This is a genomic window from Deltaproteobacteria bacterium (assembly GCA_018668695.1).
Classification (GTDB): domain Bacteria; phylum Myxococcota; class XYA12-FULL-58-9; order XYA12-FULL-58-9; family JABJBS01; genus JABJBS01.
Genome location: JABJBS010000232.1, coordinates 38,184 through 56,927 on the forward strand (window position 1 = coordinate 38,184; position 18,744 = coordinate 56,927).

Annotated in this window: 13 protein-coding genes; 5 read left to right on the forward strand and 8 right to left on the reverse strand. The window is 50.2% G+C overall.

All coding sequences use genetic code 11. The annotated features are described in order from the left end of the window. Positions 1-70 precede the first annotated feature (70 nt). Both HOK28_12275 and HOK28_12280 read left to right on the forward strand, forming a co-directional pair. A complete protein-coding gene (locus HOK28_12275) occupies positions 71-760 on the forward strand; it encodes a lysophospholipid acyltransferase family protein (GenBank protein MBT6433866.1) in 690 nt (229 codons plus the stop codon). A gap of 293 nt (positions 761-1,053) precedes the next feature. After that, positions 1,054-4,335 carry a hypothetical protein gene (locus HOK28_12280; GenBank protein ID MBT6433867.1) on the forward strand — a complete coding sequence of 1,094 codons (3,282 nt, stop codon included), beginning with the start codon at positions 1,054-1,056 and terminating at the stop codon, positions 4,333-4,335. Between the two features lie 83 nt (positions 4,336-4,418). Here HOK28_12280 and HOK28_12285 read toward each other — a convergent pair whose 3' ends face one another. Together HOK28_12285 and HOK28_12290 are read right to left on the reverse strand one after the other, a co-directional pair. After that, complete coding sequence (locus HOK28_12285) at positions 4,419-5,234, reverse strand: hypothetical protein (protein ID MBT6433868.1); 816 nt, start codon at positions 5,232-5,234, stop codon at positions 4,419-4,421. A 128-nt stretch (positions 5,235-5,362) separates the two neighbouring features. Next, entirely contained in the window at positions 5,363-6,412 is a 1,050-nt protein-coding gene (locus HOK28_12290) for a branched-chain amino acid aminotransferase (protein ID MBT6433869.1), read from the reverse strand. A gap of 523 nt (positions 6,413-6,935) precedes the next feature. On the opposite strand from HOK28_12290, the gene HOK28_12295 reads away from it, so the two are divergent. Continuing rightward, positions 6,936-8,264: a hypothetical protein gene (locus HOK28_12295; protein MBT6433870.1), complete on the forward strand. Its 1,329-nt coding sequence runs from the start codon at positions 6,936-6,938 to the stop codon at positions 8,262-8,264. A 91-nt stretch (positions 8,265-8,355) separates the two neighbouring features. On the opposite strand, the gene HOK28_12300 is transcribed toward HOK28_12295, so the two are convergent. Together HOK28_12300 and HOK28_12305 are read right to left on the reverse strand one after the other, a co-directional pair. Then, on the reverse strand, positions 8,356-9,642 hold the full coding sequence (locus tag HOK28_12300; protein ID MBT6433871.1) for a hypothetical protein: 1,287 nt from the start codon (positions 9,640-9,642) through the stop codon (positions 8,356-8,358). A 280-nt stretch (positions 9,643-9,922) separates the two neighbouring features. Beyond that, positions 9,923-11,638, reverse strand: a complete 1,716-nt coding sequence (locus tag HOK28_12305) for a proteinase inhibitor (GenBank protein MBT6433872.1) — start codon at positions 11,636-11,638, stop codon at positions 9,923-9,925. A 313-nt stretch (positions 11,639-11,951) separates the two neighbouring features. Here HOK28_12305 and HOK28_12310 point away from each other — a divergent pair, with 313 nt between their 5' ends. Together HOK28_12310 and HOK28_12315 are read left to right on the forward strand one after the other, a co-directional pair. Beyond that, complete coding sequence (locus HOK28_12310) at positions 11,952-12,767, forward strand: DNA photolyase (protein ID MBT6433873.1); 816 nt, start codon at positions 11,952-11,954, stop codon at positions 12,765-12,767. After that, positions 12,764-13,186 (forward strand): hypothetical protein, encoded by a 423-nt coding sequence (locus HOK28_12315; protein ID MBT6433874.1) that lies wholly within the window; start codon positions 12,764-12,766, stop codon positions 13,184-13,186. The genes HOK28_12310 and HOK28_12315 overlap by 4 nt, the downstream gene beginning before the upstream one ends. Here the strand turns inward: HOK28_12315 and HOK28_12320 are convergent. The 4 genes from HOK28_12320 to HOK28_12335 form a co-directional block, all read right to left on the reverse strand. Further along, entirely contained in the window at positions 13,143-14,708 is a 1,566-nt protein-coding gene (locus HOK28_12320; protein ID MBT6433875.1) for a deoxyribodipyrimidine photolyase, read from the reverse strand. The genes HOK28_12315 and HOK28_12320 overlap by 44 nt on opposite strands. A gap of 253 nt (positions 14,709-14,961) precedes the next feature. Further along, complete coding sequence (locus HOK28_12325; GenBank protein MBT6433876.1) at positions 14,962-16,140, reverse strand: response regulator; 1,179 nt, start codon at positions 16,138-16,140, stop codon at positions 14,962-14,964. 12 nt (positions 16,141-16,152) lie between these two features. Then, positions 16,153-18,231 carry a hypothetical protein gene (locus tag HOK28_12330; GenBank protein MBT6433877.1) on the reverse strand — a complete coding sequence of 693 codons (2,079 nt, stop codon included), beginning with the start codon at positions 18,229-18,231 and terminating at the stop codon, positions 16,153-16,155. Next, a partial coding sequence (locus tag HOK28_12335; GenBank protein MBT6433878.1) for a hypothetical protein occupies positions 18,228-18,744 on the reverse strand: 517 nt, incomplete at its 5' end. The genes HOK28_12335 and HOK28_12330, both read right to left, overlap by 4 nt.

Sequence of the window (18,744 nt, forward strand, 5' to 3'; positions counted from 1 at the left end):
GCCTTTCCCTTGTGACAGGTGTGGGAGAGCGATATGCAGAGCTAAGGTTGCAGAACAGGAGAGCTGAGCCGTGTCTACGAAATTATTGTGTTACATATTCTATGGGCTGGCCCGGCTATTCAAGCTGACCTACCGATTTCGTTACGCCGGCGTTTCCAATCTTGAAGCCGCAAAGGCGCACCGAGATGAAGGAAGCTACTGCCTAGCCTCTTGGCATGAGCACGCTCTGTCCGGAGTTTTAGGCCAAGCGGGCATGAAGTACTGTTTTTTAATCAGTCAGTCTAAGGATGGCGAATTCGTCGATTTTATATGCCGACGCCTTGGGTACGAAACCGTAAGAGGTAGCTCCAGCAAAGGCGGCAAAGAAGCTCGGCTGGCCCTAGAGGACTCCATAAACCGCGGCGTCGCGACTGCCTTTACAGTAGACGGCCCACGAGGACCCCGGAAGCAATGCAAGCCTGGTGTTTTGAAAACAGCGATGGAAACCAAAACTGCGATTTTACCGGTCGCGGCCGTCGCAGACCGTTATTGGGTCATCTCGAAAAGTTGGGATAAGACCAAAATCCCCAAACCGTTCGCAAAGATTGTTTATCAGTTTGGAAGCTTGATTGAAGTTCCTTCCAACCTAGAAGGCGAAGCGTTCGATACGATGATCGAGACCATTAACCGCCATTTAAATGACACCGAGTCGGAGGCTACCGCCAACTTGGCTCATTGGTCTAAGAGCACCAAACGTTTGCCTAAGAGCGTCTTCAGCTAAATCATCTACTGCCTCTGCCTTCATACCAACGGGCCAAGAGCACCACGCTCAGCCAAAACAACAGTCTCAACATCATCATATAGTAACTCAAGTTACCTACAGCCTTGAACTTAACCGCTTTGGTATGACCGCTTAACGGTTGCCAGTCCCAAAAAAGAAATCAACTCACTATTTCGGATGAACGTTTTTGAGAAAGTTGTGAGCGACTTTCCAAACCAACTTTTTAGGGTTGTGAGATCTCTGCAGGTCGAAGAGGGGAAAGTATCCGCAATACCCGAATAAAGGATAAAAATATGAGAATCTTCAAAGCTACGACCGCTATGCTTGCGCTCCTCCTCTTATCTGCCTGTCAGGCCCCCATCAATGAGCAAGAGCGACTGAGTCAAAATGGTGTCGCGAATGTGACAAACGCGTTACACCAACAACTCAAAGCCCTCCTAGGCTTCGCACAACCTGCACAGGAGGAATACCTGAGCATCGAGCAAATCATTCAAGAGCCCACGACCTCCGATGATATCCAGGACTCGGTTCAAGCTCCCAGTATCGAATTGAATAAGAACGGCTTTAAACTAAATGGTAAGTACACGCTTTTACGTGGGGGTTCTCTGCAATGGTTTAAAATTCCTGAAACAGAGTGGCAGGATAGATTACAACGATTTAAGGCATCCGGTTTTAATACCATCGACCTCTATGTTGCGTGGAACCTTCATGAACCGCGTCCCGGCGAGTTTGATTTCGAGACTTACAACCTCCCTAAATTCTTAGACATAGCTCACGCATTGGGGCTGTATATTTATCTTCGTCCGGGTCCCTACTTCACCAACGAATGGAATGGCGGCGGTGTTCCATCTTGGTTGATTCCACACACGACCAAGGACTCACTTGAAGAAGATGGTCTCTATAACCTACGAACTGCAGATCCGGACTATCTTGCGGTATCTGCACGATACTTAAACGCACTGAATCAAGTGGTCTCACCCTACTTCATCGAAAATGGCGGCCCAATCATTCTTTACTCTGTGGAAAATGAATACGACTGGTTCGAAACCATCTTCGAAGGTGAAAAAGCCTTCACGCTTGATGGAAAACCCGAACGTCCATCAGAGCAGGCTCTGAACACCGGAGAATACCTGGGTGAGCTTCGAGATATCGTACGGCAGAGCACCGAGACACTTCCGATTACAACGTGTCCGGGCAAGCCAGAAGTTAGCGGCATGGGGGATGTTGAAGGCGTGGTTCCTATGCCCAACATTTACTGCAGCGATTACCTTGAGAAACGGGCCATGGATATCGTTACCTCCATGCACGACCCCGAACAATTCGGCGGTGCCTATGTCGATTACCCCAGTGCAACCACCGAAACCAATCGCCAACCAGCTATGATGAAACGTCTCGTTATGGGAGGCCTGGATGGGTATTTTGGTTTCAATATTTTTGGTTCGCACCAAGAGGGACGAAATAACTCTGTTGTAGCTCAAGTTAACGGACCTGATACTCGATGCTACGGAAACTCTCCCGCCGCATTGGGTGCCTTTCAACCCGAAACGATATTTGACTTCACCATAGACAACCTACTTGCAGGGTTTGTAAGTCCAGTCGTCGGCTACTTTCATAATGTTATTGATTACGGTGGTATCGTCTCCCCTTCCGGTGTGATGCGCCCTCAGTTCTATCAATTTAGAAGAGCCAATTTGTTTTTCGACGACTTCCAAGAAACCATTGGCGGGCAAGAGTACCCAAACCGAAGTGGTGGCTGGTGGTGGTCGTATGAAGACGACCGAGTCACCATAGACCACGGACACATCGGTGCGGCCGAAGGATGGTCGAGATACCACTATTGGTACGAGGGAACTCGCGGTGAGAAAATCTTAAGTGTATTGAATGAGTCTCATGTTGATCAGGTGCTATCACCCGAGAGCATCTATTTTGACGGTGAGACTCTCCCACTCTACACCGAACTTACCGTCCCAGCAGAGCAATTCCCGCAAGGAGAACTCGGTGACCTTGAAACCGATTACGCCATGTTGCTGGTGGCGAACCTTGAACTCAATAGCTCTCTAAACATGGCCTACAGCACGAGCGAAGTGTTGATGCACCGCAGCCTCGATGACGAAAAACTATTGATTCTATACGGCAAGGAAAACACCCAAGGTGAGTTGGTGCTCGAAAAATTAGCGGGAGATGTAAACTTCACACTACCCGAGGGCGTGGAACTCGTCGACTCTAACGATAACCGCTATGCTTTCGTATACGAACACAGCGGCCTCAAGAGCATGCTCGTAGAAACCACCGGAGAACAAGACCTTCGTATCGTTATCCTAACAACGGATCTCGCCGGCAGAACCTGGCATCACCAAGACAGCAATGGGGCCGGGCTCACCATCGGACTTGACTACGTTGTCTACCAACGCGGTGACGATGGCGCATTGGCCCTCGAATACGAACAGGAGCAAATTTTTGCCGAGTACTATATTTGGATCCAAGACGATTCTACAGATGGATTTCAACGATTCACTATCAGCCGGGATATTCAATTTGCCTCATTACCGGATATCTCAGCTGGGACAATCTCAGCCATAAATGCCCTAGAGCAAGGCTTGGTCAACTCGGCGACACGGTCAATTGGCGACAGCCCGCAACCATTAGAAGAACTCGATTTCTTCAAAGGGCACTACTTGTATGAAGCTGATGTTTACCTGGACCATGTTCCTTTCTTCTTTTGGGACGAGCGTTCATTTTATGTTCAGCATGCCAGTGATATCGTCGGCATCTATGTAAATGGTCACTACATTACGACCGTAGTCCCCATGGGAACTGAAATTCATAACGATTCCTGGGTCGCAAATTACGTCTTTGAGGATGTGGTTCCCTACCTCCATGAAGGCTTAAACCAGATCGCGTTTAAAGTTGAGATTTGGGGACATGGAAGCTTTATGTGGGCACGAGGAAAGCTGAGCAACACCCACCTCGCGGCACCGGCGCTAGGATACGACGGGTTTAAAGGTTTATACGGAGAAGCCACCTTAGCCGGCGCTCCCCTCGAGAATTGGCGTGTGACGCCTCTGTGGACAGATGACTATATTCTCGGAGCTGAGCTGGAAGAAGTTCAAACCGAGTTTCCTTACACCTTCGGTTCAGGTGAGTCAGCACGTTACACCACCCACTTTGCAACTGAAGAGATTCCAAACCGCGCTGATTTTCACGCGCCCATGGTAATAGAAATCAAAGGAAAGAGCAGCAAGGGAACTATTTTCTTAAATGGTCGCTTGATTGGTCGCTGGCTAAGCGACAACGACTGGCTCGCTCAAGGTTCCTGGGTGCGTGGTCGCCGCGATATGTGGATGACAATCAGCCCAGACCATTTCCCAATTGCACCAGGTACTCTTTATGACGATGGACGGGCCAATCAATTGGTCGTCTTGTTTGAAGATGTATCGGATGCAGATTCAAACCGTCCTGGTTATATTGACTCTGTTCGTCTCACCTACAGCGAAGAAGACTTCATCAATGTCGATGGGACCACTGAACCACTTGTCCATACTTGGGAAAAAGGCTCTATTCTCATCAATCCTTAGAGTTGAAAGATCTTCGGGCTGCACAGACTCAAGAGCGGGCCTGTGCGGCTTCAATGCCTTCTAAGAGATTTCTCGGCCCCAGCTCACTTAGGCCCCGGGAATTTGGCCTCACTTTGGTAGGCCTTCAGTAAAGTTTGAAGTTTCTCGTCACTACCCGGCTCTCTATCGAGCGCGTGATGCCCTTCAGGAACCAACTTACTGAAGTCGTAGAGATGCTTCACTAAGAAACGGCTTCTTGCATAGGCTTTCTTGTCAAGCACTTGACTTCTCATATTGCGAATCGTTGTTAAAGGTAACTTCCTGCTTCCAAGATTCACAAGCCAGGCAGGTAAGAGTCCGCCAGGATCTGCATTTACTTCGTAGGTAATCCGGGTACTCCCATCGGCTAAGGAATCCAAGATCCAACCACCCTTTACAGCGTTGGTCCGCACAGCGTCGTCCATTGGCGGGAACCTGCTGTCGTCAACCTTCTCAAAGTTTGCCAAGATACGATTTTTGTCATTTTCAAACGTTACGCGGGTTTCTAAAACGGAGTCACGGTCACTGATGAAGACGAATGGAGCTCCGGTTCTAGTGTAAACAACAAGGTTACCCAACCCCTTGTATTCTAAAAGCTGATAATCCAGGCAGTTTGATAATAGGCGTGTCTTATTTTTAATATCGAAAATTACAGCATACACATCAAAAATGTCTGCTTTTACGATACCAATGCCGCGAAAGCTTACGAAGCTCGTTCCGGGCACTTCGCGCTGGAAGACTTTGATTCCCTCTTGATCCGCAATCTCGCGCCACTGACTCATAGACTCGGTGGCTTGTGCCTCATACCCGTTAACCGCAAAGACGGGAAAGGCAATGCCAATCTGAAGCATCAGGATTATAGAACGATGAAACAACGACATGCACGCCCCCACATTAAAGGATGAGGTATTATAAGCACCTATGTCGAAGAAAAACCAAAGGTAATCCTTTGGATGTGCTCGGCGGAGCAATTAGACGCTGTGTAGCTGTCTGGCATTGAATCGTAAGACTAGATTTCGACTTCTACCGTCCAACCAAATGAATCTTCTCGCTCACCCTTTTGGATTTGGGTGAGAGAGTTATAGAGCTTTTGCATGACAGGGCCCACGCCATCGCGGCTATTCTTCATGTGCATCCACTCATTGTTGTGCAAAATCGATTGAACAGGAGAAATAACCGCGGCCGTACCACAAGCACCCATTTCTTCGAAGCCACTAAACTCATTCATGAAATGTATGGGTCGTTCCTCGGTTTCCATGCCCAACTCATCTTTAGCAATCTGCATCACTGAGCGCCGAGTTATACTTGGCAGGATAGCTGCTGACTTAGGCGTAATGAGCCGGTTACCGCTTAGGGAGACGACGATATTGGCTGAGCCCGCTTCCTCGAGGTAGGTCCGCGTGGCTGCATCAAGATACAGTGCTTCGTTCGCGCCCAGCTCTTTAGCAATATTGGTTGCTACGAAGCCGCCGGCATAGTTGCCGCCAACCTTTACGTGTCCGGTGCCACTGGGCGCCGCGCGGTCATAATCCGTAACCGCCAACTTAATCAGCGATAGCCCTGTACCTTTGTAGTAAGGGCCTACCGGCGATACGAAAACGCGGAATTCATACTCTGGTGCTGGGCGTAGACCCAGGTTTTCACCGGTGCCGAGAAGTAATGGACGAATGTAAAGAGCAGCACCTGAACCATAGGGAGGAATGAAGTTATAGTTGGCCCGTACAGCTTCTTTAATTCCGCGGATGAAAAGCTCCTCAGGAACTTCAACCATCGACAGTCGCTCGCAGGACTGTCGTAATCGTTCTGCATTTAAATCGGGACGAAACAAAAGCACGTGTCCATCTTTCGCAGTCTGTGCCTTCATACCTTCAAAGCACTGTTGCCCGTAGTGCAGCGCAGGCGAACCTTCGTGAACCTCAACCATTTGATTGGTCGTCAATTCACCGTCTGACCACGAACCATTCTTATAAGTCGCGACAAAGCGATACTTCGTCGGCTTGTAATCAAAGCCAAGGTTTGGCCAATCGATATTCTCTTTGGTTAATTCAGGTGTTGTCATCTGCTACGTTCCTAACTCATTACTCGCAAAAAGCTGAAGTTAACCCTCTAAAAACAAGCGGGCTCTGTTCTCTTCGGGGCACCTTCTATGTGCTGCCGGACATGGTTGACAACGTATTTTCGAATAAAGTCGAGGTAAAGGCGATAGACGAATCACAAGCGTCATAAGAGACCGTTTTTAATAGAGAATTTATTAATTGGGAACGCTGCTTCGAGCGTAAAATGCCATGATGCAGTCAGTCATTCGCGCTCGGGAAACTTCTAAAGTTCAGAGTATGCGTGAACCAGCCGAACCAGCCGACAAATCGAGAGTCCACTGAAAGCAAAAGACTCAGCCTCCAAGTCACGCCGCCTCGCTTCAATGTCAGCCCCACGGCCATAGGATGCGCATGTAGGCGGGCTATTCCCTGTTTGACACACTTGTTGAGCGAAAGTTGAGAATCTCAATCGGGTCATCTCCGCCCTTGTCTCGGTACACTGGGCGGCAGTACCATTATAGGAGTTCATCACTGGGGGGTTAACAGATGAAAAACGTATCCTTACTCATCGGAGTATCATTTCTTTTGATCAGCTGCTCAGGCGAAGAAGCCGCAGACGACCAAGCTCAGATCGACTACGATGGCCCCACCTATTACGAGCATGTCGCACCCATCCTCGCGAAAAATTGCAATAGCTGCCACCAACCTGGAAATGTCGGCCCATTTAACTTTGGTTCCTACGATGAAGCAGTGAGCTACCGCGACATGATCCAAGCCGCGGTTCGCTCTGAGACGATGCCTCCGTTCCCACCACGAACTGACGGCAGCTGCCGCGAGTTGGTCGATGAACGCATGATGACCGACGCCGATCGTGAAACATTACTCACTTGGATAGAAGCCGATACGCCGGCAGGAGACCCCGCCTCGGCTCCCGAAGAAGCGGTGCTTGATACGACCGGCCTAGAAGTTTTGGGTGCGCCGACAAGTTACGCCGATTGGGGATTCGATTTTCAACCCACTGAAGGTCTCTACGAAGAATGGCGATGCCTTCTGGTCGACCCGGGCTGGGACGAGACCGTACACTTGGAAGCGGTAGGCGTGGATCCGGGTAACCGCGGCGTGGTTCATCACATCATCGTCTTTGGTGTGCTCCCCGGCAATGACGATGCATTGGCTGAGCTCGAAGCTGAGGATGATATTCCTGGTTACTGGTGCCCGAACGGCGCCCGCCTAGACGGAGCATTCAATATTGCAGGCTATGCACCAGGCTCGCCAACTCGCCCCTTCCCTGACGGCGCAACCGTCAGCTTGCCTGCAGGAACCAAATTCTTGATGCAGATGCACTACAATTATGCTGCGGTCCGAGAAGACGATATGAGTAAGGCTCTCTTCTGGGAAGTGGACGAGCCGTCAGCAACCAGCCCGTCTGGTTTGACACTGGTCAACCAATGGTTCGAGATTCCGAAAAACGCGATATCCTATTCCGCCGAAGGTATCTCCCGTATTGTTGCCGCCGACCAACCTACACCGACCCCGCTCTCTCAACACCCTGGCCTTGCCTGGGGGGCCAGCGGTCACATGCACACCCTTGGAAAAGAAGTTAAGATTGACCTCATCAAGCCAGACGGCAGTGAGGAGTGTCTACTGCATATCCCGAAATGGGACTTTAACTGGCAAGGCTCTTATCGGTTCAAGGAGCCAGTGCAACTTGAAGTTGATGATCAAGTGAAGATCACTTGTACCTGGGACAATACTCAGGCCAACCAAGCCTATGGACCTGATGGCGAGCAGATTGAAACGCGAACAGTAAGATGGGGTGACGGTACCTTTGACGAGATGTGCCTCGGCAGTCTCCAAATGACTCGAGACAGATAACCCGGTGCTGAAATATTTTAAGTATAATAACCTTAGAATAACGACAGTGTAGCCCATCCAATAATTGGTTCATGTATATTGGGTAAACGGATTAAAGCGCCTTACGCCAAATGGTGAAACAGCTTAGCCAGATTTCGTCGTCAAAGATAAATACACCGGGCCTTCTTTGAGATCCGCTATAGTCGACCATCACCTCTTCCGAGCCGTCTTGACCCATCTTGAGCACTTTCTCATCACGATGAATGTAAAGCGCATCAGGCAGAACGCCTGTCGAGTTCAACACGTCGAACACGGCTAGATCAAAACTGGTCCATACATCGGTGTTCATGTTGTACCAGAGCAACGTATCGTCGGCACCACCGCAGAAAAAGCCATCTGAATGGGGCTGCGGATAACCCACACAATCAGTATTGAAAGCTGACCAGCTGGCACCCTCGTCGTCACTTCTCTGAATAAGAAGCGTGTTCTCTGGAATAAGCATTCCCCAGCGAATCATAGCCAGAGATGAGTCTAATGCTATGATTTGCCGACCATCGTAATCTGAAGTGGGCTCCTCACCCATCATTTCCCAGGTTGGGGATGGTAATCCCAAATCGATACGCCAAGTCTGTCGTGATACGGGATCCCCTCCCTCATCGACCCGAGTGGTCTGATAGATCTTCGTACCCCGCGCAACTTTTTCACCTTCATGGCTAAAACCCGCTAAAAAAGGTAAATCGCTCCATGTATGGCCGTAATCAAGGCTGTATTGGTCGTTGGTAATAATGACGTCCGACGCCAGCGTCATACTCCAAGACTCAACCCCAGTATCACTCCAGGTTTGAGTCTGCGCATTAAAGCGGTGCAAGGTTGAACCCATCGTCGCCAAGAGTTCACCGTCGTATTTTCTCATTCGGTATGGCTGCGGAAAGAGATCTGTCAAACCACCTTCGACCTTCGAAAAGCCTGGGATTGTCATCGGTGAAGTAACCGTTCCCTCCCGATATAACTGAAATCCACCCGCCGTCCTTCCAGCAATGGTCACATCGTAGGGCATCGCGCTGAAACTTCTAAACGAAAGGTACCAGCTATCGGGGTCATCATTGAAGCGACTGCTGTAATAGCTGGCTCGAAAACTCTGACCATCCACCTCGATGGAGACTTGCCCCGATGGACAACCAGACATTCCCATGCAGCTTGCCCAATTCGTGCTTTTCCTAAACTCGAAGGTTCCATCTAAACCAAACCAACGCAGCGTCTTATCCTGGCGAAACTCAACAGTCTCACCCGTAGAGATTTCCGTCCACGTGCCATAAACTCGTTCGTCTGGCTTAATTCCACACGCAGTTAAAAAACTTAAACAAATCGGGAAGAGTAGCAGCTTGCCTAGTTGCATCATGGTCTTGCTCCTTCTTTGAAAACGCTACCCTGAAAGACCATGTAGGCGACAAGTGCTCCAGTGTACCGTGGCTCCCTACAGACAGACTTCAGATTTCCACCCAGTTCAATATATTTAATATAACAAGGTCTTTCCGCCACAGTTCTAGAGTGGTCAACTCGTCGTGAAAACGGTCTCAGTAGCGGAATATTGCAATAGGCAGGAAAGGCTGAATTGTTCACCAGGACCAAAGAAGTCGTAAAAGACATCCTACGTGGTCTTGATGTCGAGTGTATAAAGACTACTCGCAAATACTCAGGAATCCACCAGACTCCTCAATCTCACTTTGGGGCCCGCACCACGTGTAAGCTTCCACGTCACAGGTTACCGCATTACAAGTCCAGTCATCAGGACTGTCCGCGTCGCGGCAAACGGCATTGGCGCTGCAGTGAATCGAGCAATACCCGGTTTCGTCGCCCGGCATTTTAACACAGAAATTAGTAGGGCTTGAGCAGCTCTCGTCGTCGGTACAAACATCATTCCACGGCGCGAGTTCATTGGTTCCAGTCTCTGTACCCGAGCTATCTCCCGGCTCTGTGACGGTCTCACTGCCCTCGTAAGTGAACAGGCATCGAGTAATTGGAATCGCAATATCCTTGAGCACGTAGAGGTAGTATTCCTTGCCTTGCTCTAAGGCGGCAGGCTCGCCGGATTCCGGGAAGACTTGGCGAACACCGGTTGGCAATTGGCCGTAAGTAAAACCGTCCGTGATGCCATCGTCTCTATGGTCAACATCAAACCTCCACAGCACCCCGGTGGGTAAATCAAGATTTGGCGGTGTGCTTGGGTTCGCGCTGCCCGACTCCAGAACATATACATAACGGGCTCTCCCTCCGCTCCACTCTAGCGTCCCGTCAACATTTACCCCTTCCCCGTTTTCGCAAACGGTTGGCTCGTAAATCATCTGAGAGTGAAGTGGTCCACCGGTTGGATCTGTATCAGCAAAGTCTGCCTCCGACGCACCCCGGCGCCCCAATTCACCTTCAAAGAAAGCAACCATACGCTCGATGTCGGTGGTGGGAATACCCGTTCGCGTTCGGTCAAAGCCGTTGTTGTCTTCTGGTTCGTGTGCCCCCAAAGCGGTCGAGTCCACCCAGCCGGCCATAATGGCTAAGCCCAGGTCGGTAAATGTATCGGTCCAAATGCCTTCAGCCTCGGTGTCCCAGTTTGCGGCTCCACGAGGGGCCACACTATCGCTGTGGCAACAAACACATCCACACGACTCTGCTTGGCGTTTCGCCCAGTCTACCTCACCCAAAAACCCAGCGTTGATCCAGAGCGGATCGTTTTCCGGAGTTTTGAAGTTCGACGGTGGAACCGGAGCGTAGGGTCGCTGCGTTAACACAGCACTGCACTCTGCGTAGTCGATATACTTTCGGCCTTCTTCGGTACAGCCTCCAATAGTTCCCCAAGTACACACTTCATCGTTTGCGCTGCTACCGGGCTCTTGTCCATTGACCGCCTCGCGGCACATCAACTCACCCGGTTGAAACACGCTTCCGCCGGAACCAATTCCGTCAGTATCCAGGTCATCAACGAGTCCCTCACAGACAGCCGAAGGAATGAATTGGCCGCCCCCAAAGAGTTCACAACCCATCTCGGAGCTTTCGCATTCACGCTCCGAGGAGCCCGGGAAAACAATGTGGTAATGTTCCGATGATTGGCCGCCCATTAAGCAGTAACCGAGTGTTTCGGTGTAGGAGCACGAACCTTCAGCGAACACAGATTCCTGTTGGCCGTTGCAGTCGTCGAGGCCGGTTTCCAAGGTCCATGCAGTGCCTCGGTATTCGCGGCATTCCTCGAGATTGGAGAATATATTCCGATACACACAGTGAGCAGTCGCCGGATCCAGCTCTTCGCCTTCATCAGACTCCCCATCGGTACAGCCGACCGCAACACCACAGATTAACAAGACAATCATGAATTTTAGTTGGGGCTGCGATGGGTACGAATACACGAAAAAACTCCTCTGTGTGAACCTGCTCTACTTCTAGGGGTGTAAGTTGGGTATCCATCGACAAGGTTTCAACCGAACCGGTAAAAATCAGCTGGGAAGTAACCTACGGGCGGGAACCTAGCCCTCCGGGCCTCCGTGGACATTGCGCCCAGCGACTCCTTGCCTCCGGAAAAAGCGTCCCTAAGCTATTGATTTAGGGAGTCATTATTTAACTTTGCCGTTTTGAGCCTAAGGGCCTAAGGGTATTCGGTGCCTGTAATCCTGGTGCGATCCGGATAGCCAAACCAAATCAACTTAGAGCCGCGGATAATACATGACGGACAAATCAAACCCTACTCCAGAACTTCTGCCTAACTCGTTTGAGAGCCGTGAGGCGCTGGTTCAGCATGTACGCAACATCACGTCCTGGACCACTGCAGAAGAGCCCAGCCACCACCTAGGCGGGCGCAATGCTGGTGAAGCGAAGCTCACCCAAATCAAACCCAAGGAGTACGGTAGAACGCGAAACCATTTGGCCGGTGACGTATCGCAACTATCGCCTTATATCCGCCACGGAATCATCGGTTTGGCTGAGGCGCGCGATGCTGCCTTGGCAAAAGTTGATAAACCCGCCCAGGCTGAGAAATTCGTCCAAGAGCTGGCCTGGCGAGATTTCTGGCAACGTATTTACGTCGCTCATCCTGATTGGTTGTGGAACAACATTGAAGAATACAAAACGGGCTGGAACACAGCGGATTATGCAACTGAGCTTCCAGTCGACATCACCGACGGACATACGGGAGTAGCCTGCATCGACCATTTCATTCATGACCTAACTACAACCGGCTACCTGCACAACCATGCACGCATGTATTTGGCTTCTTATGTGGTCCATTGGCGAAGGGTTACTTGGCAGGCAGGAGCACGCTGGTTTCTGCACCACCTTCTCGACGGTGACCCGGCAAGCAACAATTTATCCTGGCAATGGATAGCGAGTACCTTCAGTTCGAAGCCCTACTTTTTTAACTTATCGAATGTTCAAAAATACGCAGACGACACCGTGAATACGAGTCCGAAAATGAACCAAGTACTGGACGCATCCTACGAAGATTTGGAAGCTAGACTCTTTCCCCGCAAGGAACGGTCATGACTCAGTCTATTATCTGGGTTCATGAAGATGCCATGGGAAAACACCACCCTCTCTACACCGGTATCAAGATCGAAACAGACGCGTTCTACGTTTGGGATGAGGACCACCTCCGAGAAATGGATTACGGCTTTCAAAGGCTGGTGTTCATCTATGAGACACTTTGTGAGCTGGGTGTTACCATCTATCACGGCAACATCGAGAAGGTTGCCGTGGAGCTTGCGAGGCTGAGGAGCGCTGAACATATTCGAACCGCATTCAGTCCGAACCCCGTCATTCAAGCCGTGACCAAAGAGCTCGCCCAAACAGTCTCCGTCGTCACAATCGGTGATGAACCGTTTGTCACATTAAAACGGCCAATCAAGCTAAAGCGTTTCTTCAGTTATTGGAAAAAAGCTCGACCTGTTCTTTTACGGGAATAGATTTCTCAGTTCCGCTCTTCGTCGCACGTGACCTTTGTCTCGGGTTGCGGGGTCTCCGGCGACTACCGTGCTTTAGATAAATCTGCTTCGCCTGTTCTTTTGCTTCGGGTGTCTTCCGGCATGCGTAAATTCGTTCCTTAGCTGTCTTTACTGCGCTGGCGTGTTGCACCAATGGCTCGGGGTAATCAATACCCATCTCGCAGCTTGCGTCTGTCTGAACCTGAGCTGGCATTTGCGCGGGCTCGGCGAGGTACTTGCGAGGTACATCCGACAACTCTGGAACCCAATGTTTGATGAATTCGCCGTTCGGGTCTTGGTCTCGTACCTGCTTAGTGGGGGAATAGATACGCACCGCATTGATACCGGTCGTTCCACTTTGCATTTGCATCTGCGAGTAATGAATACCAGGCTCGAAATCTAAAAATTGTCTTCCTAAGAATAATCCGGTTGGCCGCCAGTGCAACCAAAGGTGGTAGCTGGCAAAGCTTACCAACATCGCTCGCATCCGGAAGTTAATCCAGCCCGTAGCAACCAGCGCACGCATACAGGCATCGACCATCGGGTAACCGGTCCTCCCAGCCTTCCAAGCCTCAAACCGTTCCTCGTTAGGCTCCTCACTGCGCATTCCATCGTAAACCCGAGCAAGGTTACGGTGTTCAATTTCAGTTTCGTCTTCGAACTTTTGCATGAAATGACAATGCCAGCGGAGACGCTTTTCAAAACTCGCCAATGAGGTGAGCCAAGTCTTTCCGATATCGTCACCGGCGGCCCTCCACTGCTTGAGCTGCTCTCGGCGCGCTACCGTGGTCTGGTAGACTGTCTTAATCGAAATACAGCCGTAGGCCAGGTATGGGCTGAGCCTGCTGCAACCAGACCAAGCAGTAACCGGGCTGGACATATCCGTTCGGTAATTCTCACCGCGGCTGTCGAGGAATGAGTTGAATACTTTATGCGCTTCCCGCGCGCCGCCAAGCTGAACTTGCAAATCCAACGCCTTCTTGACCGGTTCTTTTCTCCACCGCGGGGGGATAAGTGCAGGATAGAGCTGGTCGGGTGTTTGAGATAGCGGACTTTTCATCCTTCGTGCCCACTTACCTGCCCACCCATCTCTTTTCTTGAGCGGCCGAAAAATTCCGTGTTGAGCAATTTCATTCCAGTCCACCCCCGAGTTCCGGGCCCAACTCGCTATTTTCTGGTCACGCTCGTAGGTGGCATTGTTTCCAGTTTCCTCGTGGCTCCAAATAGCTTCGAACGGAATCTCGGCATGCAATTCCTCCAGGACCTGGAGAGCGTCACCCTTCACCCTCAAGAGTCCTGCCCCCATGTCACGAAGCCTGGTGTCTAGCTCGCTTAGGCATTGCTCCAGAAAGATTCCGTCCCGTTCCCCAAATTCCGCGGCTTCCTGAATAATCGGCTCATCGATGTAGAGGCAGATCACCGAACCTCGATTTGCTGCCTCGTACAGGGGCTGATGGTCTTCGACCCTTAGGTCCCGCTTGAACCAAACCAATTGAGTAGACATATGCGTCCCTTTCCGCCTAACGCCTGCGCTCTCTCACGTCACAGTGCTGACTTAAGAGGGGTACCCCGACGAACCCTGCCAATAGCAAACTTGATTTAGTTCGGCCGACGTTAACGTCTAGGCCAAACCCATAAGAAAACAAGGCCATCGCGGATTTTTTGAGCGCTATGAACTTCTCGTAGTATCTAAACTTTTAAGAAATAGAGGACGACACGGTCTGACAATCGATACCTCAAAGAAAAGAAAGTTGAGTCTAGCGAGACATAACGTAGACACGTGTAATATCTTTAAAGTCTCTAACCTTGAGATTTTCCGGCAAATCTACAGCCTTGAAACCTTCAATTTTTTCGCACTGGTCAATGGTGGTCACCGCCATTGCCGAAACGAACTCGCCAAGATATTGCTTGCCGGCTTCCAAGGTCAAAGCCAGCTTCGTAAACTCCTGCAATCGAGCGGCAAGATTTGCCGGCTGACCGATAATCGCGAGTTCCGTGCGTTTGTCTGTACCCAAAATGCCAACCAGGAGTTCACCTGAAGCAGTGCCCACGCTCAGGCGCAACGCCTTAACATCTTCACGCGCCATGCTGCCCACAATATTAGGGAAGGTTTCAACAATACGCTGAGTAGCCCGAGCTGCCGCCGCCGTACCGCCGCCCCCGGAAAGCCCAAAAACGGCCATCAACCCATCACCTAAATGCTTGTCGACCACGCCGCCACAATCGTAGATGATGCCGTGCAACTCTTTGAAGAGTAGCTGTAGAACCATCATCACTTCTGATGCTGGTGTCATCGACGAAAACTTCGTAAATCCCCGGATATCAACGAACATCACCGCCATATCAATCTTACGAGGGTCGGAGAGATCTGCCAATTCAGTAGGCACGCTGAGCACAGGTACATCACGACCAGCAACCTCTAATTCCTTAATCAACTGACTCTGGTTCTCCAAGAGGGTCTTTACCAAGCTAACGAATCGGTGGTTCTCTTCCCGAGCCTTGTTTTGCGCCACCGCTTCATGAGTAAGACTCAAAAGAAAATCTGGCTCTACTGGCTTTGTAATGTAGCGAAAGATTCCCGCGTCATTTACAGCACTCATCAGGGATTCAAGTTCAGCATAACCCGTGAGAATCATCCTCGTGGCCTGATGATGCTGACTGTAAAGCTCGCGACACAATTCGACGCCGGTCATCTTGGGCATGCGGTGATCGGTTATCACCGCGTGGAATGTGGTTTCCCGACTCTGAATTAATTTAAGAGCTGCCTGGCCGTCTTCCGCCAAAGTCACATTGAAATCTTGTGACAAAATATTGTTCAAACTCGCTCGATTGACTTCTTCATCTTCTACAACAAGAACGTTACCATGAATCTTACGATTCGTTGCAGCCTCTTTTCGCTCGGATACAAGCTTCGCTCCTTTGGCCCAATTTAACATTCCATACTCCTCTTATACTTCTACCATAGAAGATGGCACCCAGATTTTAAAGGCTGCGCCGCCCAACTCAGAATCCCCAATCGAAAGAACCGCCTGGTGCTCTTTAAGAATCCTCTCGGTAATGGCCATCCCCAGCCCCGTGCCTTTTCCAATGGGCTTGGTCGTAAAAAACGCTTCGTGAATTTTTTCACGCAGTTCCATGGGAACTCCCGTACCATTATCTTCAACAAGAATCTCGACTCCCTCATGGCCCTCTCGTGAGCACGCACTACCCGAAATACGAATATGTCCTTGCGGATCTTTGAGCCCAGAATTTACCTGCCGCTCCTCGATCGCATCGGCTGCATTGGAAATCAAATTCGTAAAAACTTGGCCAAGCTGAGACCGGTGACAAATCACTGAAGGAACCTGATCACAGTCCAACTCTAGATTTAGAAACTTCACTCGATTCCGCATCACGATACATACTTCCTCTACCAACTTGCGAATGTCTTCCGAGGAACGACTTTTTGCATCGGACCGGCTGTAGTTTCTTACCGCCTGATTCATTTCCTGAATTTTTTCCAGCCCAACTTCAACGTAACCAATTTGTTCAGTCTGCTCGTCGAAATGTTGCTTAAGCGCTTGCCAAACTTCTTGTGCGGCCTCATCCTCGCCAACCATTCCATGCAGCATTTGATAGAGTTCGTTTTGGCTGGTTTTCGTCCCTCGAGCACCGGCCAAGGCGTGCGAAAGCGGACTGCTAATCTCATGTAAAATACCGGCGACCTGCTGACCCAAACTCGAGAGTTTTTCTGCTTGGATAAGCTGACTGGAAGCTGCGCCCATGTCGGCAGCCAGGACATTGTTTTTCTTTTCCAACTCTTCACTGCGATGCAGTTGCTTCCAAACATCCAACCGACTTTGTTCAAGCGCTTCCTGAGTAACCTGCTTTTCCTTCTGCAGTGTGTTTAAGCGGTCTGCGAGGCCAAGAGACAAGAGTGCCAACTGAATAACCTCACCCACCTGAACCGCGTTTTCGGTAAGCGGCGTTCGTGGCACTACCCCGAACTTGTTCAAGGCATAAAAAATGGCGGTCGTGAAATAAACGCTGAAGGCCAGTAGATAAAACCTGGGCTCTCGAGCAGATGTCTTCAAAACAAGGTAAGTCGCACAAGTTAGGGTAACCATAGTCATGGACAAAGTTAGGACCATGAAACATTTAATACTCACCGAGTAAGGAATGAAAAAGGTAAGAGGAATCAGGGCAACATAGGTTCCAATCGCAACCTTGAAGCCCCAGTCTAGCTTAGGAAGCTCTTTGGGGATGCCTAGAAACTCGCGACTAAAACCAAACATCCCAATACCCGCAAAGCTTCCGGTGACCACTGTGGCAACGGAGTTCCAGTAGGGATAGTCCGGCCACAAATACTGATAACTGTATCCACGTGTCGTCGCTTGCAATAGCCCCCAACCCACTCCGTAAATCACATAGAGTAGAAACAAGCGTTCTCGAGTCGATGTGTAAATAAAGAAGTTATAGAGCACCATAATCAGTACAATCCCCAAATACATACCCATAAGGAGACTGCGCTTTGGAGCCTGGCGGTTAAAAACTTCTTCTGGCATTAAGGTCAGTGGAACCTGGAACGAGCTGGATGTTCGTATTCTTAGAAAGAGATCGGTTGGAACATCACGCGACATGTTCACGGGGTATACGAAAAAAGGATTCTCAATCGGACGTTTGTTAAAATTAATCTCATCGCCGCCAACGAAAGATGTCGTCACGCCATCCTGCACCACGTAAAATTCGATGTAGTCGATTAAAGCATACTCGAGCTTCAGTACCGACTTCTCTGCCATCACTCCCGGCTCTATCCGCTGATGAAACCAGTAAGTCGACTTGGAAAACCCAAACGATAAAACGTCGGACTCACCGACCTGGATGTTGTCCCCACGAAACCGTGTTATCGCATCGTTTAACGTGAACTGTTTTTCATCCTCCATGAAATACTTTAGGCCCTTGCCAAGCTTCATGGACGCTTCATCTGCTCCCCAAACATTCTCTGGGATGAGCAATAGAGCCAAGACAAACCAGCCGCACCCCTTCATGTCGATGCGCCGGGCGCTTTGAAATCCAGTTTCAATTTATAGCTGGCAACGGGTTGCTCCGGACTGGCTTGGTCCTTTGTAAGCTCACCACCAATTTGGGCAATCAATTGGCGAGCAATACGCACTGATTCCTCTTCTGCGACATTCATCAGGCCATCACGCCCTGACTGGTTCACCCGAATCATGAGCTCAATCCCGTCAACATTATCATTTGCGATGATTTCAACGCTCCGAGGCCGGTCCTTTTTAGCTGGGTCGAACGCATCCAATAAAACCAACCGGAATGCATGAACCACCAGGTATGGATTGACGCGGCAAGAAAAGTCCTCACACCCATTCAACTCATATGCGAACGGTGTATCGTCAATACGTCCAGGGTCCAGAGCATCGTGTAATCGCTCGATAGCCTGCTCTAGACTTTCCGCCAAAGTGATTGGGTACCAGGAGTCACCATCCACACCCGTTAGGCCTCGCATCTCGCTGATCACCTCGGCTACTTTTCGTACGCCCGTC

Excerpts from the sequence above, each read along its gene's own strand:
- HOK28_12285 (MBT6433868.1), bottom strand. The coding sequence starts at position 5,234 with ATGTCGTTGTTTCATCGTTCTATAATCCTGATGCTTCAGATTGGCATT.
- HOK28_12315 (MBT6433874.1), top strand. The coding sequence starts at position 12,764 with ATGACTCAGTCTATTATCTGGGTTCATGAAGATGCCATGGGAAAACAC.
- HOK28_12290 (MBT6433869.1), bottom strand. The coding sequence starts at position 6,412 with ATGACAACACCTGAATTAACCAAAGAGAATATCGATTGGCCAAACCTT.
- HOK28_12295 (MBT6433870.1), top strand. The coding sequence starts at position 6,936 with ATGAAAAACGTATCCTTACTCATCGGAGTATCATTTCTTTTGATCAGC.
- HOK28_12330 (MBT6433877.1), bottom strand. The coding sequence starts at position 18,231 with ATGAAGGGGTGCGGCTGGTTTGTCTTGGCTCTATTGCTCATCCCAGAG.
- HOK28_12280 (MBT6433867.1), top strand. The coding sequence starts at position 1,054 with ATGAGAATCTTCAAAGCTACGACCGCTATGCTTGCGCTCCTCCTCTTA.
- HOK28_12300 (MBT6433871.1), bottom strand. The coding sequence starts at position 9,642 with ATGATGCAACTAGGCAAGCTGCTACTCTTCCCGATTTGTTTAAGTTTT.
- HOK28_12325 (MBT6433876.1), bottom strand. The coding sequence starts at position 16,140 with ATGTTAAATTGGGCCAAAGGAGCGAAGCTTGTATCCGAGCGAAAAGAG.
- HOK28_12320 (MBT6433875.1), bottom strand. The coding sequence starts at position 14,708 with ATGTCTACTCAATTGGTTTGGTTCAAGCGGGACCTAAGGGTCGAAGAC.
- HOK28_12310 (MBT6433873.1), top strand. The coding sequence starts at position 11,952 with ATGACGGACAAATCAAACCCTACTCCAGAACTTCTGCCTAACTCGTTT.